We start from the raw sequence: 14,283 nt of genomic DNA on the forward strand, positions 1-14,283 counted from the left end.
CATGGCTGACCTGCTGACCCCGGTGCTGTCCGACAACTGGGACCAGATCAAGGCTTGGCAGCTCTCGTCGTACCAGCGCTCCGGTGGGTACGACGCGCTCCGGACGGCACTGCAGATGCAGCCGGCCGACGTGGTCACCGCCGTCAAGGACTCCGGTCTGCGCGGTCGTGGTGGCGCGGGCTTCCCGACCGGGATGAAGTGGTCGTTCATCCCGCAGGACAACCCGAAGCCGAAGTACCTGGTCGTGAACGCCGACGAGTCCGAGCCGGGCACGTGCAAGGACATTCCGCTGATGCTCGCCTCGCCGCACACGCTGGTCGAGGGCGTCATCATCGCGTCCTACGCGATCCGTGCCTCGACCGCGTTCATCTACGTCCGCGGTGAGGTGCTGCACGTGGTCCGCCGCCTGCAGCAGGCGGTGGCCGAGGCGCGCGAGGCCGGCTTCATCGGCACCGACATCCTCGGCAGCGGCTACGACCTGAACGTGATCGTGCACGCCGGTGCCGGCGCCTACATCTGTGGCGAGGAGACGGCGCTGCTGGACTCGCTGGAGGGTCGGCGTGGTCAACCTCGGCTGCGTCCTCCGTTCCCGGCCGTGGCCGGTCTGTACGGATCTCCCACTGTCATCAACAACGTCGAGTCGATCGCGTCGGTTCCCGTCATCCTGCGCAACGGCCCGGACTGGTTCTCCTCGATGGGGACCGAGAAGTCCAAGGGCATGACGCTGTACTCGCTGTCCGGGCACGTCACGCGGCCGGGGCAGTACGAGGCGCCGATGGGGATCACGCTGCGGCAGCTGCTCGACCTCGCCGGTGGTGTCCGCGCGGGACACACGCTGAAGTTCTGGACGCCGGGTGGCTCCTCGACGCCGCTGCTGACCGCCGAGCACCTCGACGTCCCGCTGGACTACGAGGGTGTCGGTGCGGCCGGCTCGCTGCTGGGCACCAAGGCGCTGCAGATCTTCGACGAGACCACCTGTCCGGTCCGCGCGGCCCTGCGCTGGACCGAGTTCTACAAGCACGAGTCCTGTGGCAAGTGCACGCCGTGCCGTGAAGGCACGTGGTGGCTGGTGCAGATCCTCGAGCGGCTGGAGCACGGCGAGGGCACCGAAGAAGACCTGGTCACGCTGCTGGACCTGTGCGAGAACATCACCGGCCGTGCGTTCTGCGCACTGGCCGACGGTGCGACCGCGCCGATCACCAGCTCGATCCAGCACTTCAAGGACGACTACCTCGCGCACTTCGAGAACGGCGCCTGCCCGTTCGACCCGATGGCAAGCACTGTCTTCGCTACCGCTGGAGCAAGCGCATGACGATCCAAGCCAACCCGCCTTCGGCGGCCGAGGTCGAGAAGGTGGACCTCGTCACCCTGACCATCGACGACATCGAGGTCAAGGTTCCGAAGAACACCCTGCTGATCCGGGCCGCGGAGACGATCGGGATCCAGATCCCGCGCTTCTGCGACCACCCGCTGCTCGACCCGGTCGGTGCCTGCCGGCAGTGCCTGGTCGAGATCACCGACGCCGGCAACGGCCGCGGGATGCCGAAGCCGCAGGCCTCCTGCACGATCACCGTCGCCGACGGCATGGTGGTCCGGACCCAGGTGACCTCGCCGGTCGCGGACAAGGCCCAGCACGGGAACATGGAGTTCCTGCTGATCAACCACCCGCTCGACTGCCCGGTCTGCGACAAGGGCGGCGAGTGCCCGCTGCAGAACCAGGCGATGAGCAACGGGTACGGCGAGACCCGGTTCCACGAAATCAAGCGGACCTATCCCAAGCCGATCAACATCTCGGCCGAGGTGCTGCTGGACCGTGAGCGCTGCGTGCTCTGCGCGCGCTGCACCCGGTTCTCCGAGCAGATCGCCGGTGACCCGTTCATCGCGCTGATCGAGCGCGGCGCGCTGCAGCAGGTCGGCATCTACGAGAAGGAGCCCCTCGAGAGCTACTTCTCCGGCAACACCATCCAGATCTGCCCGGTGGGCGCGCTCACCAGCGCGGCGTACCGGTTCCGGTCCCGGCCGTTCGACCTGGTCTCGGTGCCGTCGGTGGCCGAGCACGACTCGTCCGGTGCGGCGATCCGGGTCGACTACCGGCGCGGCAAGGTGATGCGCCGGCTGGCCGGCGACGACCCGCAGGTCAACGAGGAGTGGATCTCGGACAAGGACCGGTTCGCGTTCAACTACGCGACCACCGGCGACCGGCTGACCCACCCGATGATCCGCGAGAACGGCGAGCTGCGGCCGGCCTCCTGGCCGGAGGCGCTGACCTTCGCGGCCGAGGGCCTGAGCGCGGCCCGCGGTAACGCGGCCGTGCTGACCGGTGGCCGCCTGACCCTCGAGGACGCCTACGCGTACTCGAAGTTCGCGCGGGTTGCCCTCGGCACCAACGACATCGACTTCCGGGCCCGGCCGCACTCCGCCGAGGAGGCGGACTTCCTCGCCGCCGCGGTGGCGGGCACCGGCCTGGGTACGACGTTCGCCGACCTGCAGAACGCCGGATCCGTCCTCTTCGTCGGGTTCGAGCCCGAAGAGGAAGCGCCGGCGGTGTTCCTGCGGATCCGCAAGGGCGTCCGGGCACACGGCACCAAGGTCTTCACGGTCGCGACGCACGCGTCCCGCGGAGTCGAGAAGCTGGACGGCGTCGTCGTACCGGCATCGCCTGGCACGGAGGCCGCCGTACTGGCCGACCTCGGTAGTGCGGGCGAGACCGGGGCTGCCGCGCGGGCCGCGCTCGGTGCGGACTCGATCATCATCGTGGGCGAGCGGCTGGCGAGTGTGCCGGGTGCTTACTCGTCGGCGCTGCGGTTGGCGCTCGACACGGGTGCGCAGCTGGCCTGGATTCCGCGGCGCGCTGGTGACCGCGGTGCACTCGAGGCCGGATGTCTGCCGGGTCTGCTGCCCGGTGGCCGGTTGGTCTCCGACCCGCAGGCGCGGGTCGACCTGCAGGCCGCCTGGGGTGTCGACAACCTGCCGGTGACCGCCGGCAAGGACCTGACGGAGATCATCGCCGCCGCGGGATCCTTGCAGGCGCTGGTGGTTGCCGGTGTCGAGATCGACGACCTGCCGGATCCGGCGGCTGCGCTGGCGGCGCTCGAGGACGCGCCGTTCGTGGTGAGCTTCGAGGTTCGCAGTTCGCAGGTGACCGAGCACGCGGATGTCGTCTTCCCGGTGGTTCCGCCGGTCGAGAAGGACGGCACCTTCGTGAACTGGGAGGGTCGCGAGCGGCCGTTCCCCGTCGTACTGAAGGTCACGGCCGCGATGCCCGACGTCCGGGCGCTGGCCGCGCTGGCCCAGGAGATGGATCGCCCGCTCGGGTTCAGCACGCCGGCTGGTGCGAAGAAGGAGTTCGACGAGCTCGGGCGCTGGGACGGCGATCGCGCGCAGGAGCCGACGTACCAGGCCGGTCCGGCCCTCGGCGCGTTCGACTCCACGCGGCTGTCGACCTGGCGGATGCTGATCGACGAGAGCCGCGCGAACGACGGTGAGCCGCACCTGACCGCAACCGCGCGGACGCCGGTCGCCCGGGTCTCGCTGACCACGGCACACCGGGTCGGTGTCGCCGACGGGGACGAGCTGGTGGTGAGTACCGACGCCGGATCGATCCGGCTGCCGGTGGTGATCACCCCGATGACCGACAACGTGGTCTGGCTGCCGACCAACTCGGCCGATTCCCACGTCCGCCGGTCGTTGCACGCAGACCATGGCTCGATCGTGACGATCGCCGGAGGGAACGCATGAATCTCCCACTTGCCGTGCCGGATGCGGGGGTCGGGCACGACCCTTGGTGGGTCATCCTCATCAAGGTCCTCTTCATCTTCGTCTTCCTGGTAGTGCTGACGCTGTTCAACATCTGGTGGGAGCGCCGGGTCGTGGCCCGGATGCAGCAGCGCATCGGCCCGAACGTGCACGGACCGCAGGGTCTGCTGCAGTCGCTGGCCGACGGCGTCAAGCTGATGCTCAAGGAAGACCTGATGCCGAAGGGCGTGGACAAGCTCGTCTACGTCCTGGCGCCGGCGATCGTCGCGGTTCCGGCGTTCCTGACGTTCGCGGTGGTCCCGTTCGGGCCGACGGTGAAGATCCCGTGGACCGACACCTACACCCGCCTGCAGTTGACGGACCTGCCGGTCTCGGTGCTGTACGTGATGGCGATCGCCTCGATCGGCATCTACGGCATCGTGCTCGGTGGCTGGTCGTCCAACTCGACGTACTCGCTCCTCGGTGGGCTGCGCTCGAGCGCGCAGATGATCTCGTATGAGGTCGGCATGGGGCTGGCCCTGGTGACCGTCTTCCTGTTCGCCGGCTCGATGTCCACCTCGGACATCGTGGCGGCGCAGGGGCACCAGACCGTGCACTGGTTCGGCGCGAACATCTCGCTGCCGGGGTGGTACGCGTTCCTGCTGTTCCCGTCGTTCGTGATCTACGTGATCTCGATGGTCGGCGAGACGAACCGGGCGCCGTTCGACCTGCCGGAGGCCGAGGGTGAGCTGGTCGCGGGCTTCCTGACCGAGTACTCCTCGATCAAGTACGCGATGTTCTTCCTGGCCGAGTACATCAACATGGCGACCGTGTCGGCGCTGGCGACCACGCTGTTCCTGGGTGGCTGGCGGGCACCGTGGCCGATCTCGATCTGGGATGGCGCGAACTCCGGCTACTGGCCGGTGCTGTGGTTCATGGGCAAGCTGATGTGCTTCATCTTCTTCTACATCTGGTTGCGCGGAACGCTGCCGCGGCTGCGCTACGACCAGTTCATGAAGCTCGGCTGGAAGGTCCTGATCCCGATCTCGCTGGCCTGGATCCTGCTGGTCGCGACCGTCCGGGCCGTCGGCCGCGAGACCAACAACGACCTGCGGAACAAGCTCCTGATCGTGGCGATCGCGGTGATCCTCGTGCTGCTCGTCATCACCTGGATCACGGGGGAGCGGGCCGAGCGGGCCGAGAAGGCCAAGAAGCAAGCTGAGGAGGCGGCGCCGGTGCGCGAGTTCGACGCCTTCGCGGGCGGATTCCCGGTGCCGCCGCCGGCCGCCGTCAAGACTCCGAGCCGAAGCGAGGAACCTTCCCGTGGCTAGTGTCAAAGAGTCGATCTGGGATCCGGTCGCCGGATTCGGGGTCACCTTCCGGACGATGTTCCGCAAGGTCTTCACCGAGGAATACCCGTTCAAGAAGAAGCCGACAGCGCCGCGCTTCCACGGCCGGCACCAGCTGAACCGCTGGCCGGACGGCCTGGAGAAGTGCATCGGCTGCGAGCTGTGTGCGTGGGCCTGCCCGGCGGACGCGATCTACGTCGAAGGTGCCGACAACACCGAAGGCGGCCGGATGTCTCCCGGCGAGCGGTACGGGCGGGTGTACCAGATCAACTACCTGCGCTGCATCCTCTGCGGCCTGTGCATCGAGGCATGCCCGACCCGGGCGCTCACGATGACGAACGAGTACGAGCTGGCCGACACCTCGCGCGCGTCCCTCATCTACGAGAAGAAGGACCTGCTGGCGCCGATGCTTCCGGGCATGCAGGAGCCGCCGCACGAAATGCAGCTGGGTACGACGGACAAGGACTACTACCGCGGACTCACTGGTCCCGCAAAGGTCCAGGAAAAGAGCGGCGAGGCGGACGGGCTCACCGGTCCCGCTGTGCCGGCTGAGAGTGGTGAGGCGAAATGATGCCGCTCGTCACCGGTGGGCAGGTTGCCTTCTGGTTGCTGGCCCCGGTTATGATCCTGGCCGCGATCTGCATGGTCCTGGTCCGCAAGGCGGTGCACTCGGCGCTGCTGCTGGCGCTGGTGATGATCTGCCTGGCGGTTCAGTACGCCGCGCAGGACGCGCCGTTCCTGTTCGCCGTCCAGATCATCGTCTACACCGGCGCGATCCTGATGCTGTTCCTGTTCGTGCTGATGCTCGTCGGTGTCGACGCGTCGGACTCGCTGGTGGAGACGATCCGCGGTCAACGGCTGCTGGCCGGACTGGCGTTCCTCGGCTTCGGCATCCTGCTGGTCGCCGCGGTCGGCAACGCGATCTACGGCAACCCGGTCGGGTTGGCCGACGCCCAGCCGGACGGGAACCCGAAGGGCATCGCTCAGCTGCTCTTCGGCAAGTACGTCTTCGCCTTCGAGGTCACCTCGGCGCTGCTGATCACCGCGGCACTCGGCGCGATGATGCTGGCGCACCGTGAGCGGCTGACGAAGAAGCGCACTCAGCGCGACCACGCCGAGGAGCGGATCCGCAAGTACGCCGAGCTCGGTGTGCACCCCGGTCCGCTGCCGACTCCCGGCGTACTGGCCCGGCACAACGCCGTCGACACGCCTGCGCTGCTGCCCGACGGGTCGATCGCACCGACCTCGGTTTCGCGCGTGCTGCAAGCACGTGGCACCGTGTTCCCCGAAACCGAGGAACGCGACGACGTCGAAGAGGTGCGCGAGCTCGACCTGGGCGAGGGCTACCCGGCCGAAGCGGAGAGCACCGACACGACAGGGATGGGAGAAAAGGCATGACGACCGAGCCGTACATTGTGCTCGCGGCGATCCTTTTCAGTATTGGTGCACTCGGCGTGCTGGTACGCCGTAACGCCATCGTCGTCTTCATGTGTGTCGAGTTGATGCTGAACGCAACCAACCTCGCGTTCGTCAGCTTCGCCCGCCAGCACGGCAACCTCGACGGTCAGATCGCCGCCTTCTTCGTGATGGTGGTGGCCGCGGCCGAGGTCGTGATCGGGCTGGCGATCATCATGGCCATCTTCCGCACCCGTCGTTCGGCCTCGGTCGACGACGCCAACCTGCTCAAGTACTGAGGTAGCAACCGATGAGTCATGAGCTGATCTGGCTGCTGGTCGCTGTCCCGGCCGTCTCCGCGGCGATCCTGTTGCTCGGTGGCAAGGCCACCAACGCCTGGGGTCACCTGCTGGGCACGCTGGCACCGCTGATCTCGTTCGCCTTCGGCGTCGTGCTGTTCGTCCAGATGCAGGGCCGCAGCGGCGAGGAGCGGTCCGCGACCGTCCGGCTGTTCGAGTGGTTCTCGGTCGGCAACGTGAAGGTGGACTTCAGTCTGCTGATCGACCCGCTGTCGATCCTGTTCGTGCTGCTGATCACGGGTGTGGGTTCGCTGATCCACATCTACTCGATCGGCTACATGGAGCACGACGAGCGGCGGCGCCGGTTCTTCGCCTACCTGAACCTGTTCATCGCGGCGATGCTGCTGCTGGTGCTGGCCGCCGACTACCTGCTGGTCTTCGTCGGTTGGGAGGGTGTCGGCCTGGCGTCGTACCTGCTGATCGGCTTCTGGCAGTACAAGGACTCGGCCGCAGTCGCCGCGAAGAAGGCGTTCGTGGTGAACCGGGTCGGAGACATCGGCCTCTCGCTCGCGGTCATGAGCATGTGGGCGCTGTTCGGCTCGTCGGCCTTCGCCACCGTGAACGCCGGCGCCGACAAGCTGACCAACACCTGGGCCACGCTGCTCGGGCTGATGCTGCTGCTGGCGGCCTGCGGTAAGTCCGCGCAGGTGCCGCTGCAGTCCTGGCTGCTGGACGCGATGGAAGGCCCGACCCCGGTGTCGGCGCTGATCCACGCGGCGACGATGGTCACCGCCGGCGTGTACCTGGTGGTCCGCTCGCACGCGATCTTCGAGCAGACCTCCGCAGCCTCGACCGCGGTGGTGGTCGTCGGGACGGTCACCGCGCTGGCCGGCGCGATCATCGGTTGCGCCAAGGACGACATCAAGAAGGCGCTGGCCGGTTCGACCATGAGTCAGATCGGCTACATGATGCTCGCCGCGGGCCTCGGCCCGGCCGGGTACGTGTTCGCGATCTTCCACCTGCTCACGCACGGCTTCTTCAAGGCCAACATGTTCCTCGGTGCCGGCTCGGTGATGCACGGCATGAAGGACGACGTGAACATGCGCCACTACGGTGCCCTGCGGACGCCGATGAAGATCACCTTCGTCACGTTCGGTTTCGGCTACCTGGCCATCCTCGGCATCCCGCCGTTCGCCGGCTTCTTCAGCAAGGACAAGATCATCGAGGCCGCCTTCGCGGACAACCTCATCGTCGGTCTGTGTGCCCTGCTCGGTGCCGGTATCACGGCGTTCTACATGACGCGCGTGATGATGATGACCTTCTTCGGCAAGAAGCGCTGGGAAGAGGGCGTCGAGCCGCACGAGTCGCCGAAGGTGATGACGTGGCCGCTGATCATCCTGGCGGCGCTGTCGCTGGGTGGCGGTGCGCTCTACTTCGTCGGTGACTGGATCGTGAAGTGGCTCGAGCCGATCGTCGGGCACGAGGAAGAGCATGCGCCGCTGAACACCTGGGCGATGACCGGCATCACGCTGGCCGTCGTCATCATCGGCGTCGTCATCTCGGTCCTGAAGTACCGCAGCGACATCCCGCGGGAGGCGCCGGCCGGTTCGCCGATCACCGTCTTCGCCCGCCGGGACCTGTACGGCGACGCCCTGAACGAGGCGGTCCTGATGCGCCCGGGTCAGTACCTCACCCGGACGCTGGTCTGGCTCGACAACCGTGGTGTGGACGGCCTCGTGAACGGGCTGGCCGCGCTGTTCGGTGGCCTGTCCGGCCGGCTCCGCCGGTTCCAGACCGGCTTCGTCCGTTCGTACGCACTCAGCATGGTCTTCGGCGCCGCACTCGTGGTCGTCGCCCTCCTCGCGGTGAGGTTGTCGTGAACATCGGTTGGCTGACCCTCCTCCTGCTCCTGCCGTTCGTCGGCGCCATCGTCACGATGGTGGTGCCATCGGCGAAGGCCACCCTGGCCAAGCAGGTCGCACTGGTCTTCTCCCTCGTCACCCTGGTCCTGACCGCGGTCGTTGCCATCGGCTACCACCGCAACGGTCCGGACGACTACGCCGTGGACTACACCTGGATCAAGGCCTTCGGTGCGCACTACGCGCTCGGTCTCGACGGTGTCGGCATCGTGCTGGTGGTCCTGACCGCGCTGCTGACGCCGATCGTGCTGATCGCGTCCTGGAACGACGCACAGAAGGGCCGCTGGTCGGAGAAGTCCTTCTTCGCCTGGATCCTCGGCCTGGAAGCGCTGTCGATCGGTGTCTTCGCCGCGACCGACGTGTTCCTGTTCTACGTGCTGTTCGAGGCGACGCTGATCCCGATGTACTTCCTCATCGGCGGTTTCGGTGGCGCGCAACGCTCGTACGCCGCGGTCAAGTTCCTGCTCTACTCGCTGCTCGGCGGTCTGCTGATGCTGGCGTCGGTGGTCGGCCTCTACGTGCTCTCGGCCAAGGCCGGCGACCCGTCGTACCTGCTGACCGATCTGATGAAGCTCGACATCAGCCAGAACACCGAGCGGTGGCTGTTCCTCGGCTTCTTCTTCGCCTTCGCGGTGAAGGCACCGATGGTCCCGTTCCACACCTGGCTGCCGGACGCGGCCGGCGAGGCAACCCCCGGTACGTCGGTGTTGCTGGTCGGCATCCTGGACAAGATCGGCACCTTCGGGATGATCCGGTTCTGCCTGGGCCTGTTCCCGGAGGCCTCGAAGTGGGCCACCCCGGTCGTGCTGATCCTGGCCCTGATCTCGGTCCTGTACGGCGCTCTCGTGGCGATCGGGCAGACCGACATCAAGCGCCTGATCGCGTACACCTCGATCTCGCACTTCGGGTTCATCGTGATGGGCATCTTCGCGCTGACCTCGCAGGGCCTGACCGGATCGACGCTGTACATGTTCAACCACGGTCTCTCGACGGCGGCGCTGTTCCTGGTGGCCGGATACCTGATCTCCAGACGCGGGTCCGCGCGGATCGCCGACTACGGGGGAGTGGAGAAGGTCGCGCCGGTTCTGGCCGGCACGTTCCTCTTCGCCGGCCTGTCCAGCCTCGCGCTGCCCGGCCTGTCGCCGTTCATCTCCGAGTTCATGGTGCTGGCCGGGACGTTCAGCCGGCACAAGACGATCGCGGTGATCGGTGTCGTCGGTATCGTTCTCGCCGCGCTGTACATCCTGTTGATGTACCAACGCACCATGACCGGGCCGGTCCGGGCCGGGGTGGAGAAACTGAAGGATCTGAACGTGCGTGAGGTGCTCGCGATCGCTCCGCTGATCGTGCTCATCGTCGGCCTCGGGATCTTCCCGAAGCCGATCGTCGACATCATCAAGCCCGCGGTCGAATCGACCATGCAGCGGGTGGGCGTGACCGACAAGGCTCCGGAGATCCCCGTGACGGAGGGACAGAAGTGATCGCGCACATCCTGCCGCTGGCGGACTTCGTCGCGCCCAAGATCGAGTACAACGAGCTGGCTCCGCTGCTCGTCGTCTTCGGTGCGGCGTGTGTCGGTGTCCTGGCGGAGGCCTTCCTGCCGCGCTCGCTGCGGCACCTCGTGCAGCTGGCGATCACGGTCGTGGCCCTGATCGTCTCCGGTGTCCTGGCGGGCATCCTGATGCACGACAAGAAGGAGATCATCGCGGCCCAGGGCGCGATCTCGGTCGACGGCCCGGCGCTGTTCACCTGGTTGACGCTGCTGGCGCTGACGCTGATCAGCGTGCTGCTGTTCGCCGAGCGGTCGGTCGACGGTGGCCTGTCCGCGTTCGCCGGCCAGGCGGCCGCCGTACCGGGGTCCGAGGCCGAGCGGGAAGGCACGGCGCTCCGGATCGAGCACACCGAGATCTTCCCGCTGACGCTGTTCGCGGTCGGCGGCATGATGCTGTTTGCCGCCAGCAACGACCTGCTGGTGCTGTTCGTCGCGCTCGAGGTCTTCTCGCTGCCGCTGTACCTGCTCTGCGGGCTGGCGCGCCGTCGCCGGCTGATCTCGCAGGAAGCCGCGATGAAGTACTTCCTGCTGGGCGCGTTCTCCTCGGCGTTCCTGCTGTTCGGTATCGCGCTGCTCTACGGGTACGCCGGGACCATGTCGCTGGGCGGCATCTCGGACGCTCTCGCCACCCAGACCGGTGGGGACACGATCCTGCTGGCCGGGACCGGCCTGATCGCGGTCGGCCTGCTGTTCAAGGTCGGCGCCGTACCGTTCCATTCGTGGACCCCGGACGTGTACCAGGGTGCGCCGACGCCGGTGACCGGATTCATGGCGGCGTGCACCAAGATCGCCGCGTTCATCGGGCTGATGCGGGTCTTCTACGTCGCACTCGGCGGGACGCGCTGGGACTGGGAGCCGATGATGTGGATCGTCGCGATCCTCACCATGGTGGTCGGCTCGATCGTCGCGATCACGCAGACCGACGTGAAGCGGATGCTGGCCTACTCGTCGATCGCGCACGCGGGCTTCCTGCTGACCGCGTTCGTCGGGCTCGCGCAGGCCGGGAACGGCGTACACAACGGCATCACCTCGACCCAGGCGGTGCTGTTCTACCTGGTCACCTACGGTTTCGCGACCGTCGGCGCGTTCGCCGTCATCACGCTCGTCCGCGACGCGGGCGGCGAGGCGACGCACCTGTCGCGGTGGGCCGGACTGGGCAAGAAGTCGCCGCTGCTGGCGGGCATCTTCGCCTTCTTCCTGCTGTCGTTCGCCGGGATCCCGCTGACCGCGGGCTTCACCGGGAAGTGGGCCGTGTTCAGCGCGGCCTGGGCCGGTGGCGCCTGGCCGTTGGTGGTTGTCGCCGTACTGTCCAGCGTCGTCGCCGGGTTCTTCTACGTCCGGGTGATCGTGCTGATGTTCTTCTCCGACCTGCCGGCCGACGCGCCGGACGTGGCGCTGCCCGGGTGGCAGACCACGAGCGCGGTCGCCCTCGGTCTCGCCGCCACGGTGGTCTTCGGTCTGGTTCCCGGACCGATGCTCGACCTGGCGGCCCGAGCGGGTGAGTTCATCCGGTGAGTCCGACCCAGCTGCCGGCCGAGAGCCTGGGCTTCACGTTCGCCGACGAGGCGCTCGAAGCCCGGCTTCGGGCTGGGCTGGAGACCGTCGAGCAGGCGCTGTTCGACGCCACCCAGTCCGAGGCGCCGTTCGTCACCGCGGCGGCACAGCACCTCATGGTTGCCGGCGGCAAGCGGTTCCGGCCGTTGCTGGTCTTGCTGGGCGCACAGTTCGGGCCGGAGGCTGACGCCGCGGACGTGGTGCAGGCGGCCGTCGTGGTCGAGCTGACCCACGTCGCGACGTTGCACCACGACGACGTGATGGACGAGGCCGCGCTGCGGCGAGGCTCGTCCACCGCGAACGCGCGCTGGGACAACTCGGTGGCGATCCTGTCCGGCGACTGGCTGTTCGCGCGGGCCTCCGACCTGGTCGCCGATCTCGGTCCGGAGGCGGTCCGGATCCAGGCGCGGACGTTCGGCCGGCTGGTCGAGGGCCAGATCCGCGAGACGCTCGGCGTCGGCGAGGGTCAGGATCCGCTGAAGCACTACCTGTCGGTGGTCGCCGACAAGACCGGCTCGCTGATCGCGACCTCCGCGCTCTTCGGCGCCCGGTACGCCGGTGCCTCCGAGGAGATCCAGGAGTCCCTGCGGGCCTTCGGTGAGGAGATCGGCGTCGCCTTCCAGCTCGCCGACGACATCCTCGACATCGCGTCCGAGTCCGGTCAGTCGGGCAAGACTCCGGGTACGGATCTGCGCGAGGGCGTTCCCACGTTGCCGGTGCTGATCTTCCGCGCCCAGGCCGACCCGACGGATCCAGGCGACGCTCGGCTGCTGGAGCTGCTCGACTCCGATCTGTCCGCCGACGACCTGCTGGCCGAGACGCTCGACCTGCTGCGGGCTCACCCGGCGTTCTCGCAGGCCGAGGACGACGTACGACGTCGTGCCGCCGACGCCCGTAAGCTCCTGGCCGACCTGCCCGAAGGCCCGCCGCGCGATGCCCTCGAGACGCTCTGCGATTTGGTCGTTACGCGGTCGGTTTGAGGGTTCAGTAGACCGCTGCGCTGGCAGGGTGGACGGGTGCGCAAACTCACCTACTACGTCGGCTCGTCGCTGGACGGATTCATCGCTGATCCCGATGGCGGGCTGGGGATGTTCAAGGTCGGTCCGGAGCTGATCGACTTCATCGCGACCGAGTATCCGGAGACGTTGCCCGGCGAGGCTCGCGGTCAGCTCGGGCTCGACGGGCCGGGTAAGCACTTCGACACCGTGGTGCAGGGCCGTGGCACCTACGCGCTCGCGTTCGATGCCGGTGTCACGAGCCCGTTCCCGCACCTGCGTCAGTACGTCGTCTCCTCCAGCCTGAGCGAGCCTCCGGACCCGGCGGTGACGGTCATCCCGACCGATCCGGTCGCGGCGGTGCGTGCGCTCAAGGAAGAGGAGGGCGGCGGTATCTACCTGGCCGGCGGCGGCAACCTCGCGGGTCAGCTCGCCGCCGAGATCGACGAGCTGGTGGTGAAGGTCTACCCGGTGATCGCCGGTGGCGGCATCCCCATGTTCGGCCGTGGCTTCGGCCCGTCCCACCTGGCCCTGACCAACCACCACGTCCTCGACGACGGCACCGCCATCCTGACCTACAACCCGGCCTAGTCCCGACGAGCCGCCCGCCGGGCCAGCCGGATGAAGGTGCCGGCCAGCGGCGACGGCGCCCGGTCGGCGGCCGTGACGGCGACGACCCGCCGGTACGGCGCCTGCTCGTCACGCAGCCGGAGAAAGACGACGCCGGCCGGCGCGGACCGGGTAACGAGCTCCGGGACAAGCGCGATGCCGAGACCGGCCGCGATACACGCGAACTTGCCGATCCAGTCCGCGACCACGATCCGGGACCCAGGCTCGAAGTCGGTCAGCCGATGGGCCCGCAGCAGTGCGTTCTCGTCCGCGTCGGAGCCGGTCAGGAACGTCTCGTCGCGCACGTCGCCCAGGTGGATGCTGCGCCGGCGGGCGAGTCGATGCCCACGTCCGACGGCCACGAGGATGCGCTCGTCGAGCAGGTGCGCGCTGGTGAACTCGTCCACCGGAAATGGCCGGTCCGGTCCTTCGGTGACCACAGCAACGTCCACCTCGCGGCCGTGGATCCGTTCGAGCAGCGCCGGCGTCGTTGCCTCGAACAACGACAGCGTGACGTCCGGGCTGGTCTGCCGGAACGCGATGACGGCAGCCGGTACGAGACCAGCGACAGCGGTCGGGAACGCGCCGACGACCAGGTGGCCGAGGACACCGTTGCGCAGCCCGTCGAGTTCACCGCGGAGCTGGGTGTCGTGCGTGAGGATCGCCTCCGCGTGCCGTAGCAGGCGTTCGCCGTACGGCGTGGGCTCGACCCCGGCCGGTCCGCGGGCCAGCAACGGTACGCCGTACTCCGCCTCGAGGGCGGCGATGTGCCGGGACACCGCGGACTGCGTGTAGCCGAGCGCGCGGGCGGCCTCGCCGAGCGACCCGTAGCGGACGGCTTCCTGAAACACGCGGAGCCAGAGCATACGCACGGGG

General features: G+C 68.0%; 12 protein-coding genes. 11 read left to right on the forward strand and 1 reads right to left on the reverse strand.

Translation table 11 applies throughout. From position 1 onward, the window contains the following. The first annotated feature begins 1 nt into the window (after window position 1). From nuoF to ACWF4Z_RS26380, 11 genes are read left to right on the forward strand one after another with little or no spacing between them, the layout of a single operon-like run. Window positions 2–1,312: an NADH-quinone oxidoreductase subunit NuoF gene (gene nuoF, locus ACWF4Z_RS26330; protein WP_452245820.1), complete on the forward strand. Its 1,311-nt coding sequence runs from the start codon at window positions 2–4 to the stop codon at window positions 1,310–1,312. Continuing rightward, the gene (locus tag ACWF4Z_RS26335) at window positions 1,309–3,738 is read left to right on the forward strand and encodes an NADH-quinone oxidoreductase subunit G (RefSeq protein ID WP_452245821.1); all 2,430 of its coding nucleotides are present in this window, start codon (window positions 1,309–1,311) and stop codon (window positions 3,736–3,738) included. The genes nuoF and ACWF4Z_RS26335 overlap by 4 nt, the downstream gene beginning before the upstream one ends. Next, a complete protein-coding gene (nuoH, locus tag ACWF4Z_RS26340) occupies window positions 3,735–5,066 on the forward strand; it encodes an NADH-quinone oxidoreductase subunit NuoH (RefSeq protein WP_452245822.1) in 1,332 nt (443 codons plus the stop codon). The genes ACWF4Z_RS26335 and nuoH overlap by 4 nt, the downstream gene beginning before the upstream one ends. A gap of 55 nt (window positions 5,067–5,121) precedes the next feature. After that, entirely contained in the window at window positions 5,122–5,655 is a 534-nt protein-coding gene (gene nuoI, locus ACWF4Z_RS26345) for an NADH-quinone oxidoreductase subunit NuoI (RefSeq protein WP_452246000.1), read from the forward strand. Further along, window positions 5,652–6,482, forward strand: coding sequence for an NADH-quinone oxidoreductase subunit J (locus ACWF4Z_RS26350; protein WP_452245823.1), 831 nt, complete (start codon window positions 5,652–5,654; stop codon window positions 6,480–6,482). The genes nuoI and ACWF4Z_RS26350 overlap by 4 nt, the downstream gene beginning before the upstream one ends. Further along, window positions 6,479–6,778, forward strand: a complete 300-nt coding sequence (gene nuoK / locus ACWF4Z_RS26355; protein ID WP_130384807.1) for an NADH-quinone oxidoreductase subunit NuoK — start codon at window positions 6,479–6,481, stop codon at window positions 6,776–6,778. The genes ACWF4Z_RS26350 and nuoK overlap by 4 nt, the downstream gene beginning before the upstream one ends. Before the next feature lie 11 nt (window positions 6,779–6,789). Further along, on the forward strand, window positions 6,790–8,658 hold the full coding sequence (nuoL, locus tag ACWF4Z_RS26360; protein WP_452245824.1) for an NADH-quinone oxidoreductase subunit L: 1,869 nt from the start codon (window positions 6,790–6,792) through the stop codon (window positions 8,656–8,658). After that, window positions 8,655–10,178 (forward strand): NADH-quinone oxidoreductase subunit M, encoded by a 1,524-nt coding sequence (locus ACWF4Z_RS26365; RefSeq protein ID WP_452245825.1) that lies wholly within the window; start codon window positions 8,655–8,657, stop codon window positions 10,176–10,178. Before nuoL ends, ACWF4Z_RS26365 begins: the two co-directional genes overlap by 4 nt. Further along, a complete protein-coding gene (gene nuoN / locus ACWF4Z_RS26370) occupies window positions 10,175–11,764 on the forward strand; it encodes an NADH-quinone oxidoreductase subunit NuoN (RefSeq protein WP_452245826.1) in 1,590 nt (529 codons plus the stop codon). Before ACWF4Z_RS26365 ends, nuoN begins: the two co-directional genes overlap by 4 nt. Continuing rightward, window positions 11,761–12,783, forward strand: a complete 1,023-nt coding sequence (locus ACWF4Z_RS26375) for a polyprenyl synthetase family protein (RefSeq protein ID WP_452245827.1) — start codon at window positions 11,761–11,763, stop codon at window positions 12,781–12,783. Before nuoN ends, ACWF4Z_RS26375 begins: the two co-directional genes overlap by 4 nt. Before the next feature lie 36 nt (window positions 12,784–12,819). Beyond that, complete coding sequence (locus ACWF4Z_RS26380; protein WP_452245828.1) at window positions 12,820–13,389, forward strand: dihydrofolate reductase family protein; 570 nt, start codon at window positions 12,820–12,822, stop codon at window positions 13,387–13,389. Here the strand turns inward: ACWF4Z_RS26380 and ACWF4Z_RS26385 are convergent. Next, the gene (locus tag ACWF4Z_RS26385) at window positions 13,386–14,273 is read right to left on the reverse strand and encodes a LysR family transcriptional regulator (protein WP_452246001.1); all 888 of its coding nucleotides are present in this window, start codon (window positions 14,271–14,273) and stop codon (window positions 13,386–13,388) included. The two genes, ACWF4Z_RS26380 and ACWF4Z_RS26385, sit on opposite strands and share 4 nt — an antisense overlap. Between the last annotated feature and the right edge of the window lie 10 nt (window positions 14,274–14,283).

Source organism: Kribbella sp. NPDC055071 (assembly GCF_053608045.1).

What these genes read in the sequence shown, in the direction of transcription:
- nuoL (WP_452245824.1), top strand. Translation starts at nt 6,790, where the DNA reads ATGAGTCATGAGCTGATCTGGCTGCTGGTCGCTGTCCCGGCCGTCTCC.
- ACWF4Z_RS26350 (WP_452245823.1), top strand. Translation starts at nt 5,652, where the DNA reads ATGATGCCGCTCGTCACCGGTGGGCAGGTTGCCTTCTGGTTGCTGGCC.
- ACWF4Z_RS26385 (WP_452246001.1), bottom strand. Translation starts at nt 14,273, where the DNA reads ATGCTCTGGCTCCGCGTGTTTCAGGAAGCCGTCCGCTACGGGTCGCTC.
- nuoI (WP_452246000.1), top strand. Translation starts at nt 5,122, where the DNA reads ATGTTCCGCAAGGTCTTCACCGAGGAATACCCGTTCAAGAAGAAGCCG.
- nuoK (WP_130384807.1), top strand. Translation starts at nt 6,479, where the DNA reads ATGACGACCGAGCCGTACATTGTGCTCGCGGCGATCCTTTTCAGTATT.
- nuoF (WP_452245820.1), top strand. Translation starts at nt 2, where the DNA reads ATGGCTGACCTGCTGACCCCGGTGCTGTCCGACAACTGGGACCAGATC.
- nuoH (WP_452245822.1), top strand. Translation starts at nt 3,735, where the DNA reads ATGAATCTCCCACTTGCCGTGCCGGATGCGGGGGTCGGGCACGACCCT.
- ACWF4Z_RS26335 (WP_452245821.1), top strand. Translation starts at nt 1,309, where the DNA reads ATGACGATCCAAGCCAACCCGCCTTCGGCGGCCGAGGTCGAGAAGGTG.